This window comes from uncultured Pseudoxanthomonas sp., from assembly GCF_947498795.1.
GTDB lineage: Bacteria > Pseudomonadota > Gammaproteobacteria > Xanthomonadales > Xanthomonadaceae > Pseudoxanthomonas_A.
On sequence record NZ_CANMLQ010000005.1, the window covers coordinates 270,539 to 287,219 of the forward strand.

Consider the following 16,681-nt stretch of genomic DNA (forward strand, 5'->3'; position numbering starts at 1 on the left):
CGCCCTGCAACGAGGCATCTCTCTCCTCCCGCGTTGCACCGGAGCCTGGCGGAAGCCGGGCTTCGTGCTGTCCGGGCCACGCATGATGCGTGGCATGCTGGTCGCCATGAGGATTCCACCATGCCGTTCCGCTATCTGCTCCCGCTGCTGATGGCCGTCGCCCCGCTACCGTCTGCCATGGCCGGCGATACGCCGGGAAAGCCCCTCGTCATCGGCCACCGCGGTGCCAGTGCGCTCCTGCCGGAGCACACGCTGGCCGCGTACGAGCGTGCGATCGCCGATGGCGCCGACTACATCGAGCCGGACCTGGTCGCCACGCGTGACGGCGTGCTGGTGGCACGCCACGAGAACGAGATCGGCGGCACGACCGATGTCGCGCAGCGGCCGGAGTTCGCGTCGCGCAGGCGCATGCAGGTCATCGATGGCGAGACGTTCGAGGGATGGTTCACCGAAGACTTCACCCTGGCCGAGCTGAAGACGCTGCGTGCGCGCGAGCGCCTGCCCGCGTTGCGCGGCACGGCGCACGACGGCCGCTACGAGATCGCGACGCTGGACGAGATCATCGTGCTGGCGTCGGAGCACTCGCTGCGTAGCCGACGCACCATCGGCCTGATTCCGGAGATCAAGCATCCCAGCCACTTCCGGCGCATCGGCCTGCCGATGGAGGAGCGCCTGCTGGACGCGCTGGCGGCGCACGCCCACACGCGCGCCGCGCCCGTGGTGATCCAGTCGTTCGAGCAGGACAACCTGCGCGCATTGCGTGCGCGCCTGGGACCGTCGCAGGGGAACATCCGCCTGTTGCAGCTGTTGGGCGCGCCGGACGCGCAGCCCGGCGATGCACTGGCGGCGGGCAAGCCGACCCGCTACGCGGACCTGATGACGCCCGCAGGTTTGAAGGACATCGCACGCTACGCGGACATCATCGGACCCTGGGCACGTCTGCTGATCCCGGTGACCGAGGAGGGTGCGCTGGGCGTGCCGACGGCGTTGATGACGGATGCCCGTAGCGCAGGCCTGCAGGTGTGGCCCTACACCTTCCGTCCGGAAAACCAGTTCCTGCCGGCGACACTGCGCCATGGCGACGAGCCGCGCACGCGCAGTGAAGCGGGCTCCATCGCCGAGATCCGGGCCTACCTCGCGCTGGGGATCGGTGGTTTCTTCACCGACGATCCGGCGCTGGGGCGTCGAGCGGTCGACGCCCGCTGAGCCGTCTCAGACGCGGCCGAACACGAGGCTGGCGTTGGTGCCGCCGAAACCGAAGCTGTTCGACATCACCGTATCGAGCTTCGCCTCTCGGCTCGCCTGCACGATGGGGAAAGCCGCCGCGCCTTCGTCCAGTGTCTCGATGTTGGCGGAGCCCGCGATGAAGCCGTCGCGCATCATCAGCAGGCAGTAGATTGCTTCGTGCACGCTGGCCGCGCCCAGCGAATGGCCGGACAGCGCCTTGGTGGACGAGATCGGCGGCAGGGCGTCGCCGAGCGCGGCGCGGATCGCGTCGAGTTCGATCACGTCGCCCAGCGGCGTCGAGGTGCCATGCGTGTTGAGGTAGTCCAGCGGCTTGGTGACGCCTTCCAGTGCCATCTGCATGCAGCGCACCGCGCCTTCGCCGGATGGCGCGACCATGTCGGCGCCGTCGGAGGTCACGCCGTAGCCGAGCAGTTCGGCATGGATGCACGCGCCGCGTTTGACCGCGTGGTCATAGTCTTCGAGCACCAGCATGCCGCCGCCACCGGCGATGACGAAGCCGTCGCGGTCCGCGTCGTACGGACGAGAGGCGTGGGTCGGGTCGTCGTTGCGCTTGCTCGACAGCGCGCCCATCGCGTCGAACATCATCGTCAGGGCCCAGTGCAGTTCCTCGCCGCCGCCGGCGAAGACGATGTCCTGGCGGCCGGCGCGGATCAGGTCCGCCGCCGCGCCGATGCAGTGCGCGGAGGTCGCGCAGGCCGCAGAGATCGAATAGCTCACGCCCTTGATCTTGAACGCGGTGGCCAGCGTCGCCGATACCGTCGAGCACATCGTGCGCGGGACCATGTACGGGCCGACCTTGCGGATGCCGCGTGCGCGCAGCAGGTCGGCCGCTTCGATCTGCCATTCGGCCGAGCCGCCGCCGGAGCCGGCGATCAGGCCGGTGCGCGGCTGGCTGACCAAGGCCTCGTCCAGGCCGGCATCGGCGATCGCATCGCGCAGCGCGATGTGCGCGAACGCGGCCGCGTCGCCCATGAAGCGCTTCTGCTTGCGGTCGATCTGCGCATCGAGGTCGATCTCGGGCGCGCCGCCGACCTGGCTGCGGAAACCGAGCTCGGCGTACTGCGGGATATGGCGGATGCCGGAGCGGCCCTCGCGCAATGCGGCCGACACGGTGTCCGCGTCGTTGCCCAGGCAGGAGGTGATGCCCAGGCCGGTGATGACGACACGGCGCATCAGAAGCTCTCCGTCGACGTGAACAGGCCCACGCGCAGATCGCGCGCAGTGTAGATCTCGCGGCCGTCGACCAGCATGCGGCCATCGGCCACCGCCAGCACCAGCTTGCGGTTGACCACGCGGCTGATGTCGATCTCGTAGCTCACGCGTTTGGCGGTGGGGAGCACCTGGCCGGTGAACTTCACTTCGCCGGAACCCAGTGCGCGGCCGCGGCCGGGCGCGCCGATCCACGTCAGGAAGAAGCCGGTCAGCTGCCACATCGCATCCAGGCCCAGGCAGCCAGGCATCACCGGATCGCCGAGGAAGTGGCACTGGAAGAACCACAGGTCCGGATGGATATCGAGTTCGGCTCGCACCATGCCCTTGCCATGCGTGCCGCCATCCTGGCGGATCTCGGTGATGCGGTCGAACATCAGCATCGGGTCGTTCGGGAGGCGGCCGCTCTCGGGGCCGAACAGTTCACCGCGCGCGCTGGCCAGCAGCTGGTCGCGCGAGAAGGAAGCGGGGGCGTTCATTGCATCGTCCGTTCTGCGAAGCGCAAATAATGCACACATGTGCATACGCTTGTCTTGATGCAAATCAACCGGGTTTTTCCATACGCCGCCGTACCATCCGCGCAACGCAATTGCGGCAAGGGTTTCGCGCACATTGTCCGCATCTCCACACGCGACCGTATCGTTTCCGCGCGCATCCATGCGATCGCGTACGGCGGCCGATATCATCGCGTGATGCGCAAGATCATCCACATCGACATGGACGCGTTCTACGCGTCGGTGGAACAGCGCGACGATCCGTCGCTGCGCGGGCGGCCGGTGGTGGTGGCGTGGCGCGGCGAGCGCTCGGTGGTGTGCGCGGCGTCCTACGAAGCGCGCGTGTTCGGCGTGCGCTCGGCGATGCCGGCAGTACGCGCGGAACGCCTGTGCCCGCAGGCAGTGTTCGTGCCGCCCGATTTCGTTCGCTACAAGGCGGTGTCGCGGCAGGTGCGCGAGATCTTCTTCCGCCATACCGACCTGGTCGAACCGCTCTCGCTGGACGAAGCCTATCTCGACGTCACCGCGCCGAAGACCGACCTGCCGACCGCCACTGCCGTGGCCGAGACCATCCGCGCGCAGATCCGCGAAGAAACGCGGCTCACCGCGTCGGCCGGCGTGGCGCCGAACAAGTTCCTCGCCAAGATCGCGTCGGACTGGCGCAAGCCGGACGGACAGTTCGTGCTGCGGCCACATCAGGTGGAAGCCTTCCTGACGCCGTTGCCGGTGGAACGCATCCCCGGAGTGGGCAAGGTGATGCAGGGCAAGCTCAATGCCGACGGCATCCGTACCGTCGGCGATCTGCGTGCGTACACGCAGCATGAACTGGAAGCACGCTACGGCAGTTTCGGTGGCGGCCTGTACCGGCGTGCGCGCGGCATCGACGAGCGCCCGGTCGAGCCCGACCAGCCGGTGCAGTCGATCTCCTCCGAAGACACCTTCGCCACCGACCTGCTGTTGTCGGAACTGGAGCCGCACATCGTCCGCATCGCGGAAAAAGCGTGGCAGGCCAGCCGCAAGACCGAGCGCGTGGGCCGGACCGTGGTGCTGAAGCTGAAGACGTCCCAGTTCCGCATCCTCACCCGCAGTTTCACGCCGGAGGCGCCGCCGGCGTCGGAACAGGAGTTCATCGACATCGCGATGGCCCTGCGCGAGCGCGTGGACCTGCCTGCCGCGACGCGCTACCGGCTGGTGGGCGTAGGCCTGTCGGGTTTCCGCGACCGCGACGAGGTCGCCACGCAGCCAGGGCTGTTCGACACCGTCGCTTGATGCCGGTCACGGGGTGCTTGTGCACGCGGCGGCTGCCCGTTGGCAGTCCCTGCGCGCGTCTGCCAGCACGTCGCGCGCGTCGGCGATAGTCTCGGCGTCGTTGGCCTGAGGGGAGGCGGAAGATGGACGCGATTCGACAGGGTTCTGCGGCCGAGCTGTGGCAGGCGCTGGTGCGTGAGGCGTGTTCGCGCTGCGGACAGGCGCTGGACGAGGCGCAGGAGAGCTATCTGGTCTTCGTGCTGCTGCGGCACCAGCGCGACGGACACCTGCTGGCGCGCACACAGGCGCTGGAATGGCTGGACGCGCAGCTGCGCGTCGGCAGCGCACGCAGCGATGCCCTGCGCGATGTAGGCGACCGCTGCCTGCTGATCGCGGGCCTGTTTCCCGCGCTGGCGCAGCGGCGCCGCGTGAGCGTGGAGTACTTCGTCGACCTCGGTCGTGGCGCCTACCAGGGGGTGGCCGACAGCGGGCGCAGCGCCTATGCGGACCTGTTCACGCAATTGGCATCCACGTATCACCAGCTCGTGCACACGCTGCGGGCGGTACGTGGCGACGGCAGCATTCCCGTGTACGGACACCGCACCGGGCCTCTGCACTGAACGCGCCGGTGACCCGCGGAGGCGGGCCACCGGAAGCGACGTCACTCCTGCGGTTGGTAACGCAGGCTGAGACCATAGGTGCGGCCTGCCTGGTTGTACCAGGCGACCGTTTCGTACTCGCGGTCGAACACGTTGCCCACCTTCGCCTGCAGCGTCCATGCCGGCGCCATGGCGTACTCCAGGCGCAGGTCCAGCGTGCTGTAGCCGCCCAGGCGGACGGTGTTGGCCAGGTTGTCGTAGCGCTCACCCGCGGCGTTGAACGTCACGCCGGTGCGGAACGCGCCGAACGCGCGGTCCACGTCGATGCGCGCGGTGTTGCGCGGACGGCGTGCCAGCAGGTTGTCATGGTTGAAGCCGGCCGAACGGTTACGCGGATCGGTGTGGCTCAGCTGCGTGGCGATGTCGAAGCCTGCGACCGCGATGTCGACGGTGAACTCCGCGCCGCGGATGCGGGCTTCGTCGATGTTGTTGGGCAGAAAGATCGCCGCGTCGTAGGAGATCAGCTGGTCCACCTTGTTCTGGTAGACGTTGAACGTCCAGTTCCAGGTGTCCGCGTACTGCGCGATGCCGAGGTTGACGCTCTCGGACTCTTCCGGCTTCAGGTCCGGGTTGCCGAAGAACGGATAGTACAGGTCGTTGAAGCTCGGTGCCTTGAAGCCGGTGGCCACGCTGGCGGTCAGCTTCAGGCCGTTGCCGAACCCGAACCCGTAGCCCAGGCTGCCGGTGGTGTGGTTGCCGAACTGCTCGTTGTCGTCGTTGCGGACGCTGGCCTGCAGCTGGTGCGCGCCGAAGCGGCCCTGGTATTCGACGAAGCCGGCGAGGTTGTCGCGCTGGGTGGCGTCGAAGGCGGTGGCGCTTTCGATCTTGTCGTCCTGCCAGTCAATGCCAGCGGTCAGCAGTTGGTTGGTGGCCACGGTGAAGTCGCCCTGCGCCGATGCCACGTAGCGACGCGTCTCGAAGTAGCCGGACGGCACATCGTCATGGAAGTCGTCGGACTTGTCGTCGTTGCGGCCCAGGCTCAGCAGCAGGTTGACCTTGTCGCTAGGCGCGTAGCGCAGCTTGGTGCCCAACACCTGCTGCACGGTTTCGGACCGGTTGGTGAAGCTGCCGTCGAACTCGCTCTCACCGTCGGCGCGCAGCGCGTTGGCTTCCAGCGTCAGCGTGTCGGTGAACGCGTAACCGCCGCGCAGGCTGGCCGAGGTGTTGCGGTAGCCGTCACGGTCGGGTTCGTCGGCGAAGCAGCCGGCACCGAACGGGTTTGCGGCATCCCCGCTGGTGCCGCGGCAGGCGTTGAAGCCGTCGGTGCGCGTATACGCAACGTCGGCACCGAACCAGCCGCGGCCGATGCCGCCGCCGATACCGGCGCTGGCTTCACGCGTGCTGTCGCTGCCCACGCCGATGCGGACGTTCGGCCGTACCTTGCCGGTGTTGCGGCGGGTGAACACCTGGATCACGCCGCCGATGGCCTCGGAGCCCCACAGGCTCGAGCGCGGGCCGCGCACGATCTCGACGCGATCAATCTGGTCGATCGGCAGGTCCTGCAGCGCGGGCAGGCCGGCGGTCGCCGAACCCATGCGCACGCCGTCCACGAGCACCAGCACGTGGTCGGATTCGGCACCGCGCAGATTGAGCGTGGTGATCTTGCCCGCGCCGCCCTGGTTGGCGATCGAGATGCCGGCGCGTCCCTGCAGCAGCTCGCCCAGCGAGCGCGCCTGGCTGCGCTGGATCGCCTCGCGGCCGATCACCTGCGCCGGGACCAGGCTGTCTTCGACGGACACCTCGGTGCGCGTGCCGGAGACGACGATCTCGTCGAGGTTGGTGGCGTCCTGCGCCTGCGCGGCGAGTGGCAGCGCCATCGCGACCGCGAAGGCCAGCAGGGAAGGGGAGGAAAGGGTACGGCTCTGCATCGGAACAACTCCATCGCGCGCCCCGCGCGCATTGTCGGCGTGGAGTCGCGATGACGGAGAGGGAACGTTGCGGACAGCGCGGCAGACGAGCGGCGGCGCGGCACGCCACGACGCCCTCCGCATCGCAACCAGTGGACTTCCAGGCCGGTCTCCGGGCTTGCGAAGGCGTGCGCGATGCACGCTGCCGGGGCGCCTTCCCATGCGTTGGACGCACAGTGGCCGATGCCGAGGCTGTCTTCGCCTACCGTTGCGGGGGCAGCGCCGGAATGCCGCTTGCGCGGGGCACCGGCTTCCCGTTTCAACCCGTGGCAGGAATGCCTGGGTCACCTGAAAGCGCGCGCATTATACGGGAAGCGTCCGCCCGCCACGTAGAGCGGAGCTTGCTCCGCTGCTTTTCGCCAACGGACGGTCTGGCGTCGAGCAAGCTCGACGCTACGACAGGAAGACCCGCGAGGGTTGCTTTCAGGAGGCGCATAGAGCCGAGCGTGCTCCGCTGCTTCTTTGCGTCGCAGGCAGGTGGCGTGCAGGATCCGAGATGACGCGAATTGTCGCGGTCAGTCGTCGCCGCGCGAATCGAACAGGTTCAGCGACGGACCCGCGTCTTCCTCGCGCTCGGTGTGCGTGGTCGTCACCGGGCCGGCGGCGGGACGACCGCGTGGCGGTGGCAGCAGGGCGGCGGCCGCATCGTAGGCCACCAGCAGTTCCGCGCGGCGGTCTTCGGGCAATTGCTGCCAGTGGCAGTCCAGCAGGGCGCCTTCCAGCGCGTAGAGCAGGTTGAGGCTGGGTCGGAAACCCGCACGCTTCACCCGGATGAAGGCTTCCACCGCGCCGACCGACTCCAGGTCCTCCTGCGTGCGCAGGCCGACCTGGCGAAGCCAGGCGGCGGACTTGGGGCCGATGTTGCGCAGCTTGGTGCCTGTCATGTCAGCGAGTCCACGAAAATGGCGGCGATGCGTTCCATGCCCGCCTGGTCGTCGGCATCGAAGCGCGCCAGGCGGGGACTGTCCAGATCGAGCACGCCGACCAGTTCGTCCCCTTTCACCAGCGGTACCACCAGTTCCGAGCGCGATGCGGAATCGCAGGCGATGTGGCCCGGAAAGGCCTCGACATCGTCCACGCGCTGGGTCTGGCGGGTGCGTGCGGCGGCTCCGCAGACCCCCTTGTCCAACGGGATCCGCACGCAGGCTGGTAGTCCCTGAAACGGACCGACCACCAATTCCCGGCCATCGAAGAAATAGAAGCCCGCCCAGTTGAAGTCGGGCAGGGCGTGGTACAGCAGCGCGGCGAGGTTGGCGGCGTTGGCGATCCGGTCCGGTTCGCCGGCCAACAGGGCGCGGGCCTGGTCGGCCAGCTGTGCGTATTGTTCCGGCTTGCTGCCGGTGAGCGTCTGGGAGGCGAATGACATGCCGTCGATTCTACTCCCGGCCTCTCGCGGTGGACCGATATGATGCATTCCATCGGCAACCCTGACGGGGACACGGGTGGGCATGAACGCGGGCGATGATGAAGCCGGGTGGCGCGGCCACGGGGTGACCCGGCTGGAGGCGTTCGTGGATGCGGCCTTCGCGTTCGCGGTGACCCTGCTGGTCATCTCCGTGGACCGCATCCCGGACAGCATCGGAGCGCTGCAGCAGGCGCTGAAGAACGTGCCGGCCTTCGCCGCCAGTTTCGCGATGGTGGCGATGTTCTGGTACGCGCACGTGCGCTGGAGCCGTCGCTACCGCCTCGGCACGGTGCCGGCCACGCTGCTCAGCTTGCTTCTCGTGTTCCTGGTGCTGGTCTACGTGTATCCGCTGCGGCTGCTGCTGGGCACCTTCTTCGCGTGGATCACCGGCGGCTGGCTGCCGATGCCGCTGACCGATGCCAATGGCGCGCGCCCGCTCGCCTTCATGTTCACCTTCTACGGACTCGCGTTCGCGTCGATGTCGGCCTGCATCGGCGGCCTGTACGTGCTGGCCTGGCGTGCACGCACGCGGCTGGGTCTGGATGGCGAGGCCGCCGCGAACGCCGCTGGCGAAATCGCCTCGCATGCGTACTTCGTCGGCGTGGGTCTGCTGTCGGTACTGATCGCCTGCCTGCTGGGCGAGCACGCGCGCTCCTGGCAGGTCGCCATGGCGGGCAGCGTCTACTTCCTCCTGTCGTTCACCGGCATCGTCCACGTGGGGGGGCAGCGCTGGGGCAAACGCCGCTGGCCCGAGCGCGTGGAGGGCTAGGCGAATGGACCGGCTGTTCGTCACCGGTACCGACACGGGCGTGGGCAAGACCGTTGCCAGCGCCGCGTTGTTGCATGCGTTCCGTGCGCGCGGCCGGCGTGCCGTGGGCATGAAGCCGGTCGCCAGCGGCTGCGAGGCCACGCCGGACGGCTGGCGCAACGAGGATGCACTCGCGTTGCAGGCCGCCAGCGATCCCGTGCCGCCCTACGAGGATGTGAACCGCTATGCGCTGCCTGCGCCGCTCGCGCCGGAGATCGCCGCGCGCGACGCCGGCGTGGACGTGCAGCTGGGCGTTCTGGTGTCCGCGTTCGAGCGCCTGCATCCGCTGGCCGACGTGGTGCTTGTCGAAGGCGTCGGTGGTTGGGCCGCACCGCTGACGGGCACGCTGGACCAACGCCACCTGGTACAGGAATTGCGCCTGCCGGTGGTGCTCGTAGTGGGCATGCGCCTGGGCTGCATCAACCATGCACGGCTCAGTGCGCGCGCGATCCAGGACGACGGCGCGCGCCTGGTGGGCTGGATCGCCAACGAAGTCGATCCGGAGATGGCGCGCCGCGACGAAAACTTCGCCCTGCTGTCCGCGCGCATGCCGGTGCCGTGCTGGGGACGCTTGCCGCATGCGCCGCAAATCGACGCCGGCACGCTCAGCCGGCACATCGCGCTTCCTTTCTAGGCGCGGGGCCGAAAAATAAAAAACCCGGCAGCGTGGGGGCTACCGGGTCGGCTGCGCGGAGGGAGGGGACCCGCGCAATAAAGGGTGGACGCGAACGTCCGGGGCGGGTCTTACTTGCCCTTGGCGGCCTTGGTCGCCTTGGCCACGGAGGCCTGGACGTTGTCGGTCGCGGTTTCGAACTGGGTCTTCACCAGCTGGCCGAAGGCTTCACCGGTCTTCAGGCTCAGGCCGAACATTTCCTGGCTGGCGGCGACCATGCGCTCGGCGTTGTCCTTGGCGACCTGCAGGCCCTTCGGCCACAGATTCTTGTAACCGTCCAGGTCGCGGGTCTCGGCGAGCTCGCCGAAGAACGAGGTGGTGGCGTCGATGTTCTTTTCGAACGTCTTCAGCTGCACGCCGAACACGGTCTCGGCGCTTTCCAGCGCCAGGCGGTTGGCGCGCGATGCGGCCGCGGCGAACTGGTGCGTGAACTGGCTGAAGCTTTCGTTGAATTGGGTGTTCATGGCGTGCTCCTGAAAGGGGATTCCCATCTGTTGCGACGCAGCATAGCTGCGTCCATGCTGCAGTGCAATAATAGCCGTATGGAAATCCGACGAACGGTCAGGAGCCGTTAAAAATCAAACGCTTGTAGGGACTGGTATGAAACCGGTTCCACGCCTCAGTCGCCGGTGTAGCGGCTGCCGGAGGTGCAGGTTTCATGCACCACGATGGCGCTCAGTAGCGGAAGCACCGGCTTGGCCTCGCGCCAGATCCATGCCGCCAGCTGTTCGCTGGTCGGATTTTCCAGACCCGGAATGTCGTTGAGGTAATGGTGGTCGAGCCGGTCGTAGATCGGCTTGAAGGCGGCCTTCACGTCGGCGAAGTCCATCACCCAGCCGGCCTGCGGATCGACCGGGCCGGACAGGTGCACTTCGATGCGGAACGAATGGCCGTGCAGGCGCGCGCACTTGTGGCCTTCCGGCACGTGAGGAAGCCGGTGAGCGGCTTCGATGGTGAAGACCTTGAAGATGTCCATGCGGCGTTTCCGGAAACGGGGAAACGCGCGGCACGGATCGTGTGCCGCGCGTCGGGTTCGACTCAGCGGGCGGGACGCGACTGACCCTGGCGGGCACCGCCGTTGCGGCCACCGTCGCGGCGGGGGCCGCTGCTGTGCTTCTTCGGTCCTGCGTGGGCGTGGCGCGGTGCTTCGCTGTGCGGGCGACGCGCATGCTTCTGCGGGCCGTTGCGACGCGGCGTACGCTCGCCGGCCGGCTGTTCGGCCTTGCCCGGTGCGCTGTTGCCCCAGCGGATCGGGGTCTGCGGCTCGAAGCCCGGCACGTCGCGCAGGTCCACATCGCGGCCCAGCATGCGCACGATGGCGCGCAGGTACTTGGCTTCGTCCTGGGCGACGAGCGAAATCGCCTCGCCCGTCGATCCGTTGCGGCCGGTGCGGCCGATGCGGTGCACGTAGTCCTCGGCCACCATCGGCAGGTCGAAGTTGATCACCTGCGGCAGCTGGTCGATGTCGATGCCGCGCGCCGCGATATCGGTGGCGACCAGCACGTTGATGCGGCCGGCCTTGAAGTCGCTGAGCGCGCGCTGGCGGGCGCCCTGCGACTTGTTGCCGTGGATCGCCGCCGTCTTGATGCCGCTCTTGTCCAGGAACATCGCCAGCTTGTCGCTGCCGTGCTTGGTGCGGGCGAACACCAGCGTCTGCAGCCGGCTATCCTTGGCCAGCAGGTGCAGCAGCAGGTCGCGCTTGCGGCTGCCATCGACGGGATGCACGCGGTGGGTGATGGTCTCGGCCACCGTGTTCTTCGGCGTGACCTGGATCTGCTTCGGGTCGTGCATGAACTCCAGCGCCAGTTCGCGGATCGGCTCGGCGAAGGTGGCGGAGAACAGCATGGTCTGGCGGTTCTGCTTGGGCAGCTTGGCCAGGATGCGCTTGATCGACGGCAGGAAGCCCATGTCGAGCATGCGGTCGGCTTCATCCAGTACCAGCACCTCGATGCCCGACAGATCCACGCTGCGGCGCTCGAGGTGGTCGATCAGGCGGCCCGGGCAGGCGATCACGAGATCCACGCCACGGCGCAGCGCGTCGAGCTGGTTGCCCATGCCGACGCCACCGTAGATCGTGGTGCTGGGAATGCGCAGGTACTTGCCGTAGCCACGCAGGCTGTCGTGCACCTGCACGGCGAGCTCGCGGGTGGGGGTCAGCACGAGGGCGCGCGGCTTGCGCGGGCCGCGGGCGGCGACTTCCTGCGGGGTGGTGGCGAGGTACTGGATCAGCGGCAGGCCGAACGCAGCGGTCTTGCCGGTGCCGGTCTGGGCGCCGGCCAGCAGGTCATGGCCAGCCAGGGCCAGCGGGATGGCCTGTTCCTGGATAGGCGTGGGCTGGGTGTAGCCCTGTTCGTCGAGGGCGCGCAGCAGGGCGGGCGCAAGGCCCAGGTGTTCAAACGTCATTGTCGAAGCTCCAAAGCCGGCCGGCCGGACACGCACGCCACGCCGGCACAGCGATGTGCGGCAGCGAAAGACGCGCGGAATGCGGCAAGACCGTGACTCGAAGCGTTCCCTGAAACCGCGCTGCGAGAAGGGGTGCGGAGGCGCCAAAAACGGCGGATCCGAGCTTGCGCAACGAAAGAAGTCGGAGCGGGGCGGGCGCGGGAACTCGCGGGGAATTCCCTGCGCCGGCGGACCATCGGGGAAACGAACGGCCGCAGGCAAGCGGCGCGCACTGTACCCGAATCCGGGGCTGAATGGGGGAACGGAGGCTGAAACCCGCGTCTGCGACCGATTGTCGCACGGCCGGAAACCTTGATTTGTCAGGCGTATCATCCCCCGGGAAGACCGAGAAGCCGCCGCCATGAGCCTTCGCATCCTGCGCCAGAACGACACCCCGGTGGCCAGTCCGCCCGCCGAAGGCGTCGTGTGCCAGGCAGCCCGGGGCTGCAGCGGGTGCCTGGTGCGGCACCTGGCCGTCTGCGCGGCCCTGCCGGTGTCCAAGGCGCATGCGATGGAGGCGCTGGCCGATGATGCGCGGCTGAAGGCGGGCGAAGCGCTGGTGCGCGAAGGCGAACCGCGGCGCGGCGTGTTCACCGTGACCAAGGGCGCGCTGCGCCGCATCCGGCTGCTGCCGGATGGTCGCCGGCTGGTGGCCGGCTTCCTGATGCCGGGCGATTTCATCGGCTTCTCCGGTACCTCGCACTACAAGCACACGATCGAGGCCATCACCGACAGCACGTTGTGCGAGTTCTCGATGGCCGACATGCGCAGCCTGTGCCACGACCATCCGGAGCTCGAGCGCGAACTGCTGGAGCGCGCCTGCCTGGAACTCGATGCCACGCGCGGCAACCTGATGGCCCTCGCCCGGCTCAATCCGATGGAGCGGCTGGCGGGCTTCCTCGTCGACATGGCGCAGCGCCGCCGGCGGCAGGGCCAGGACGACAGCGAAGTGATCCTGCCGATGACGCGCACGGACATCGCCGACTACCTGGGCCTGACCGTGGAGACCGTCAGCCGCAGCTTCACCCGCCTGCGCCAGGAAGGCAGCATCGCCACCGACGATCCGCACCACGTGCGGCTGCTCAAGCGTGAGCGCCTGGACGCGTTGGCCGAAGCGCGGGCCTGAGGGGTTCGGGATGTGAGGGGCGCTGGTTGTGGGAGCGACGTAAGTCGCGAAGGCGCACCGGGAAAGCCCTATCGCGACTTACGTCGCTGCCACATCCGACGGCATGGGCTGTTCCCGTACCAGTCTCCCATTCCGCAACCGGTAGCGCGTATCCACCACGCCGTCCGGCAGCGTCGCATGGCTGATGATCAGTACGCTGCGGCCTGCGCAGGCTGCGGCGACGTCGCGCATCAGCGCATCGGCCGTGTCCTGGTCGAGGCCCTCGGTGGGTTCGTCGAGCAGCAGCAGGGGGGCGTCGCGCAGCAGGGCACGCGCCAGGGCCAGTCGGCGCGATTGGCCAGCCGAGAGCGTGGCGCCGTTCTCGCCCACCCAGGTGGCCAGGCCGGACTCGCGGAAGCGGGTGTCCAGCTTCACCTGTCCAAGCACCTGCCATAGCCGCTCATCATCGGCATCGGGATCGCCAAGGCGCAGGTTCTCGCGCACGCTGCCGGAGAACACCGGGGCATCCTGCGGCAGCCAGGCGATGCGCGCGTGCCAGTGCGCCGCGTCCAGCGACGCCACCTCGTCGCCGGCGAACAACACGCTCCCCGCCTGCGGTGCCTGCAATCCGAGTACGAGCGCCAGCAGCGAGGATTTGCCTTCTCCGCTGTCGCCCGTCACCAGCACGCGTTCGCCGGGCGCGACATGCAGTTGCGCGCCGTCGAGCAAGCGTCGCGTCGAGCCCGGCCAGGCGAATGACACGTCGTCCAACTGCAGCGCACCGCATGCGGCCGGGGTTCGCGCGCCGGTGGTCACGCGGCCCGTCGCGGTCGGATCGTCCACCACGTGCTGAAGCCGCTGCGCGGCGACCGCGGCCGCACGCCAGGCCTGCCACGCCGGTGCGATCGCCGTGCAGGCTTCCAGTACGGCGACCGTCATGAAGAACAGGCCACCGGCTGCCGCGGCACCGATGCGTCCCGCGTGCACGGCCGACAACAGCACCCAGAGCATCGTCGGCAGCGTCAATGCGGTCGCCACGCCATGTGCCAGCGTCGCCAGCGCCAGCCGCTGCTTGCGCCGGAGTTCCCAGCGGGCGACGTCACGGCTGCGCGTATCCAGTGCTGCAAGCCATGCCATGGTGGCGTCCATCGCCGCCAGGTCCTGCTGGCCCTCGGTGCCTTCCTGCACGGCTGCGCGCAGGCGCATGCGCGCAGCCGCGCGTTGGTCTTCGAGTGCGGCCGCGCTGCGCACGGACAGCCAGGGCGCCAGCGCGGCGATCGATGCCAGCGCCGTCGCCAGCACCAGCCCTGCAGCCGGCAGGGCGGCGGTGGCCACCCCGGTTGCGATCAGGCACAGCGAGAGCACCGCGAGCAACGGGCCGACCGCCCGGACGAGCAGGCCGTCGACCGCATCGATATCTGCCATGAGCCGCGCCATCAGTTCGCCGATCCGATAGCGTCCGAGGCCCAGCGGCGCCAGCGGCAAGGCGCGGGCGAAGAACCAGCCGCGCAGGTCGCGCGCGATCCGCAGCGTCACATCGTGGCCCAGCAGTTTTTCGCCATAGCGCGACAGGATGCGCACGAAGGTCAGCGCTCGGATGCCGGCCGACGGCCCGAAGAAGTTGAAGCCGATCGCGGCGCTTCCGGCCAGCGCGGCTGCCGTGAGGAAATGCCCGGACAGCCCGAGCAGTGCGGTGCCTGCCAGCAGTGTCAGCAGCAGCAAGCCGATGGACAGGGCGATGCGCGGTCGGTGCGCCACCAGCACGCTGCGCAGCGTGTCCGCGTCCTTCTCCGGGCGTGCGGTCATGGTGTTCCCTCCTCCACCTGCAAGCGCCTGCCGCGGACATGCCATCTCCCGGTCATCGCGGCCTGGGCCGCCGCGCTGTGGGTGGCCATCACCACCGCGCGTCCGCGTGCGAACTGCGTGATCGCGCGCAGCACGCGGGCTTCGGTATCGGGATCAAGGAAGGCGGTGGGTTCGTCGAGCAGCAGCAGGTCGGGATCGTGCAGGAACACGCGCGCCAGGGCGACGCGCCTTGCCTCGCCGCCGGACAGCCCGAAGCCGCGTTCGCCGATCACCGTGTCCAGCCCGTCCGGCAGTCGTGCCGCGAAGCGCATGACCTGCGCCGCGCCGGCCGCCCGCTCCAGGTCGGCATCGCTGGCGTCCGGTCGCGCCATGCGCAGGTTGTCGCGCAGCGTGCCGGCGAACAGGAACGGACGTTGCGGTGCATAGCCGATGCGCAGGCCGGACGCACGCTGCAGGGTGCCCGCGTGCGCGGGAAGCCAGCCAGCCAAGGCTTCCAGCAGCGTGCTCTTGCCGTCACCGCTGGCGCCTGTCAGCGCGATGTGCTGGTCGCGCTGCAGGTGCAGCGTGATGTCGTGCAGCGCATCGTGCGTGGCGGCGGGATGGCGCAGTGCGGCGCCGTGCGCGCTGACCAGCAATCCGGGACGTGCTGGCACCGCTCCGCAAGTAGCGTGCAACGTTGGGCGTGCAGGGTCGTCCAGCAGCAGCGCGAGCTCATCCATCGCCGCCAGGGCGGCCGCACGGTCGTGGTAGTGCGTGGCCAGCCGCCGCAGCGGCGCGTAGAACTCCGGTGCCAGCAGCAGGCAGAACACCCCCACGCCCAGGCTCAGGGACGTATCGCGCAGGTCGAGCATGCCGAGGTAGGTCAGGCCCAGGTACAGCGCGATCATCGCCACGCTGAGCGAGGCGAAGAACTCCAGCACCGCCGACGAGAGGAAGGCGATGCGGAGTACGCGCAGGCTGCGCACGCGCAGTTCCTCGGCCGCGGCGCGGATGCCCGTGAGCTCGGTTTCTCCGCGCCCGTACAGGCGGATCAGTCCCAGCCCGCGCAGCCGATCTGCGAAATGCCCGCCCATCCGAGTGAGCGCCTGCAGCTGGCGCTGGCTCGCCGCCTGCGCGCCCCAGCCGACCAGCATCATGAAGACGGGCACCAACGGCATCGTCAGCAGCAACACCAGGCCAACGGCGCGGTCGACCACGAACACCGCCAGCAGGATCGCAAGTGGCACGGCCACAACCTCGGCGCGCAGCGGCACGAAACCGCCGAAGTACCCCTCCAGCGCATCGACGTGCGTGCCCATGCGTTCGGCCAGCGCGCCGCTCTGCTGCGAGCGCACCCACACCGGTCCGCGGGCGACCAGTCCGCGCGCGACGCGGGCGCGCAGGTCCACGCGGATGCGCTCGACGGCGTGGTCGGCCAGCCGCCGGCTGGTCCACCCCAGACCTGCGCGCAGCAGGAGTGTCGCCAACAGCGCGGCCAGCGGGGCCAGCAGCGTGACCGGAGCGGCGCCGTCCACGAGCGCGCGCTGCAGGCAAAGCGCGATCAGGGCGGCCTGCGGCAGCACGAGTACGCCGCCGGTGACGCCGCAGGCAGAAGCGGCGCGCAACGGGGTACGGGCGATCCCGCCGAGCGACGCCAGGCGTGCTTTTGCCGTCGCGCCCGCGGGCGCGTCCTTCATC

Annotated in this window: 16 protein-coding genes and 1 riboswitch; of the genes, 6 read left to right on the forward strand and 10 right to left on the reverse strand. The window is 68.9% G+C overall.

Annotated elements, in window-relative coordinates:
• Positions 1-120 precede the first annotated feature (120 nt).
• Positions 121-1,206 (forward strand): glycerophosphodiester phosphodiesterase, encoded by a 1,086-nt coding sequence (locus Q0907_RS13935; RefSeq protein WP_299345788.1) that lies wholly within the window; start codon positions 121-123, stop codon positions 1,204-1,206.
• Between the two features lie 6 nt (positions 1,207-1,212).
• On the opposite strand, the gene fabB is transcribed toward Q0907_RS13935, so the two are convergent.
• Both fabB and fabA read right to left on the reverse strand, forming a co-directional pair.
• Positions 1,213-2,421 (reverse strand): beta-ketoacyl-ACP synthase I, encoded by a 1,209-nt coding sequence (gene fabB / locus Q0907_RS13940; RefSeq protein WP_299345791.1) that lies wholly within the window; start codon positions 2,419-2,421, stop codon positions 1,213-1,215.
• On the reverse strand, positions 2,421-2,936 hold the full coding sequence (gene fabA / locus Q0907_RS13945; protein WP_299345794.1) for a 3-hydroxyacyl-[acyl-carrier-protein] dehydratase FabA: 516 nt from the start codon (positions 2,934-2,936) through the stop codon (positions 2,421-2,423). Before fabA ends, fabB begins: the two co-directional genes overlap by 1 nt.
• A 213-nt stretch (positions 2,937-3,149) precedes the next feature.
• Here fabA and dinB point away from each other — a divergent pair, with 213 nt between their 5' ends.
• Positions 3,150-4,220, forward strand: coding sequence for a DNA polymerase IV (gene dinB, locus Q0907_RS13950; RefSeq protein ID WP_299345797.1), 1,071 nt, complete (start codon positions 3,150-3,152; stop codon positions 4,218-4,220).
• Between the two features lie 122 nt (positions 4,221-4,342).
• Positions 4,343-4,819: a hypothetical protein gene (locus Q0907_RS13955; RefSeq protein WP_299345800.1), complete on the forward strand. Its 477-nt coding sequence runs from the start codon at positions 4,343-4,345 to the stop codon at positions 4,817-4,819.
• Positions 4,820-4,860: 41 nt separating this feature from the next.
• Here Q0907_RS13955 and btuB read toward each other — a convergent pair whose 3' ends face one another.
• From btuB to Q0907_RS13970, 3 genes are all read right to left on the reverse strand, one after another.
• Complete coding sequence (gene btuB / locus Q0907_RS13960) at positions 4,861-6,726, reverse strand: TonB-dependent vitamin B12 receptor (protein WP_299345802.1); 1,866 nt, start codon at positions 6,724-6,726, stop codon at positions 4,861-4,863.
• A gap of 124 nt (positions 6,727-6,850) precedes the next feature.
• Positions 6,851-7,072, reverse strand: a riboswitch (cobalamin riboswitch).
• Between the two features lie 208 nt (positions 7,073-7,280).
• Entirely contained in the window at positions 7,281-7,649 is a 369-nt protein-coding gene (locus Q0907_RS13965; RefSeq protein WP_296282172.1) for a TfoX/Sxy family protein, read from the reverse strand.
• Entirely contained in the window at positions 7,646-8,131 is a 486-nt protein-coding gene (locus tag Q0907_RS13970) for a GAF domain-containing protein (RefSeq protein ID WP_296282173.1), read from the reverse strand. Before Q0907_RS13970 ends, Q0907_RS13965 begins: the two co-directional genes overlap by 4 nt.
• A gap of 82 nt (positions 8,132-8,213) precedes the next feature.
• Between Q0907_RS13970 and Q0907_RS13975 the strand changes: the two genes are divergently transcribed.
• Together Q0907_RS13975 and bioD are read left to right on the forward strand one after the other, a co-directional pair.
• A complete protein-coding gene (locus tag Q0907_RS13975; RefSeq protein ID WP_299345806.1) occupies positions 8,214-8,939 on the forward strand; it encodes a TMEM175 family protein in 726 nt (241 codons plus the stop codon).
• Positions 8,940-8,943: 4 nt separating this feature from the next.
• Positions 8,944-9,612 carry a dethiobiotin synthase gene (gene bioD, locus Q0907_RS13980; protein WP_299345809.1) on the forward strand — a complete coding sequence of 223 codons (669 nt, stop codon included), beginning with the start codon at positions 8,944-8,946 and terminating at the stop codon, positions 9,610-9,612.
• Positions 9,613-9,722: 110 nt separating this feature from the next.
• On the opposite strand, the gene Q0907_RS13985 is transcribed toward bioD, so the two are convergent.
• From Q0907_RS13985 to Q0907_RS13995, 3 genes are all read right to left on the reverse strand, one after another.
• The gene (locus Q0907_RS13985) at positions 9,723-10,115 is read right to left on the reverse strand and encodes a phasin family protein (RefSeq protein ID WP_296282176.1); all 393 of its coding nucleotides are present in this window, start codon (positions 10,113-10,115) and stop codon (positions 9,723-9,725) included.
• Positions 10,116-10,270: 155 nt separating this feature from the next.
• Positions 10,271-10,627 (reverse strand): 6-carboxytetrahydropterin synthase QueD, encoded by a 357-nt coding sequence (queD, locus tag Q0907_RS13990; RefSeq protein ID WP_296282177.1) that lies wholly within the window; start codon positions 10,625-10,627, stop codon positions 10,271-10,273.
• A 62-nt stretch (positions 10,628-10,689) separates the two neighbouring features.
• The gene (locus Q0907_RS13995; RefSeq protein WP_296282178.1) at positions 10,690-12,054 is read right to left on the reverse strand and encodes a DEAD/DEAH box helicase; all 1,365 of its coding nucleotides are present in this window, start codon (positions 12,052-12,054) and stop codon (positions 10,690-10,692) included.
• A 400-nt stretch (positions 12,055-12,454) separates the two neighbouring features.
• On the opposite strand from Q0907_RS13995, the gene Q0907_RS14000 reads away from it, so the two are divergent.
• Positions 12,455-13,219 carry a helix-turn-helix domain-containing protein gene (locus Q0907_RS14000; protein ID WP_296282179.1) on the forward strand — a complete coding sequence of 255 codons (765 nt, stop codon included), beginning with the start codon at positions 12,455-12,457 and terminating at the stop codon, positions 13,217-13,219.
• A 78-nt stretch (positions 13,220-13,297) separates the two neighbouring features.
• On the opposite strand, the gene cydC is transcribed toward Q0907_RS14000, so the two are convergent.
• Positions 13,298-15,004 (reverse strand): thiol reductant ABC exporter subunit CydC, encoded by a 1,707-nt coding sequence (gene cydC / locus Q0907_RS14005; RefSeq protein ID WP_299345814.1) that lies wholly within the window; start codon positions 15,002-15,004, stop codon positions 13,298-13,300.
• Positions 15,001-16,680 (reverse strand): thiol reductant ABC exporter subunit CydD, encoded by a 1,680-nt coding sequence (cydD, locus tag Q0907_RS14010; protein WP_299345817.1) that lies wholly within the window; start codon positions 16,678-16,680, stop codon positions 15,001-15,003. Before cydD ends, cydC begins: the two co-directional genes overlap by 4 nt.
• Position 16,681 lies beyond the last annotated feature (1 nt).

Excerpts from the sequence above, each read along its gene's own strand:
- Q0907_RS13935 (WP_299345788.1), top strand. The coding sequence starts at position 121 with ATGCCGTTCCGCTATCTGCTCCCGCTGCTGATGGCCGTCGCCCCGCTA.
- fabB (WP_299345791.1), bottom strand. The coding sequence starts at position 2,421 with ATGCGCCGTGTCGTCATCACCGGCCTGGGCATCACCTCCTGCCTGGGC.
- fabA (WP_299345794.1), bottom strand. The coding sequence starts at position 2,936 with ATGAACGCCCCCGCTTCCTTCTCGCGCGACCAGCTGCTGGCCAGCGCG.
- dinB (WP_299345797.1), top strand. The coding sequence starts at position 3,150 with ATGCGCAAGATCATCCACATCGACATGGACGCGTTCTACGCGTCGGTG.
- Q0907_RS13955 (WP_299345800.1), top strand. The coding sequence starts at position 4,343 with ATGGACGCGATTCGACAGGGTTCTGCGGCCGAGCTGTGGCAGGCGCTG.
- btuB (WP_299345802.1), bottom strand. The coding sequence starts at position 6,726 with ATGCAGAGCCGTACCCTTTCCTCCCCTTCCCTGCTGGCCTTCGCGGTC.
- Q0907_RS13965 (WP_296282172.1), bottom strand. The coding sequence starts at position 7,649 with ATGACAGGCACCAAGCTGCGCAACATCGGCCCCAAGTCCGCCGCCTGG.
- Q0907_RS13970 (WP_296282173.1), bottom strand. The coding sequence starts at position 8,131 with ATGTCATTCGCCTCCCAGACGCTCACCGGCAGCAAGCCGGAACAATAC.
- Q0907_RS13975 (WP_299345806.1), top strand. The coding sequence starts at position 8,214 with ATGAACGCGGGCGATGATGAAGCCGGGTGGCGCGGCCACGGGGTGACC.
- bioD (WP_299345809.1), top strand. The coding sequence starts at position 8,944 with ATGGACCGGCTGTTCGTCACCGGTACCGACACGGGCGTGGGCAAGACC.
- Q0907_RS13985 (WP_296282176.1), bottom strand. The coding sequence starts at position 10,115 with ATGAACACCCAATTCAACGAAAGCTTCAGCCAGTTCACGCACCAGTTC.
- queD (WP_296282177.1), bottom strand. The coding sequence starts at position 10,627 with ATGGACATCTTCAAGGTCTTCACCATCGAAGCCGCTCACCGGCTTCCT.
- Q0907_RS13995 (WP_296282178.1), bottom strand. The coding sequence starts at position 12,054 with ATGACGTTTGAACACCTGGGCCTTGCGCCCGCCCTGCTGCGCGCCCTC.
- Q0907_RS14000 (WP_296282179.1), top strand. The coding sequence starts at position 12,455 with ATGAGCCTTCGCATCCTGCGCCAGAACGACACCCCGGTGGCCAGTCCG.
- cydC (WP_299345814.1), bottom strand. The coding sequence starts at position 15,004 with ATGACCGCACGCCCGGAGAAGGACGCGGACACGCTGCGCAGCGTGCTG.
- cydD (WP_299345817.1), bottom strand. The coding sequence starts at position 16,680 with ATGAAGGACGCGCCCGCGGGCGCGACGGCAAAAGCACGCCTGGCGTCG.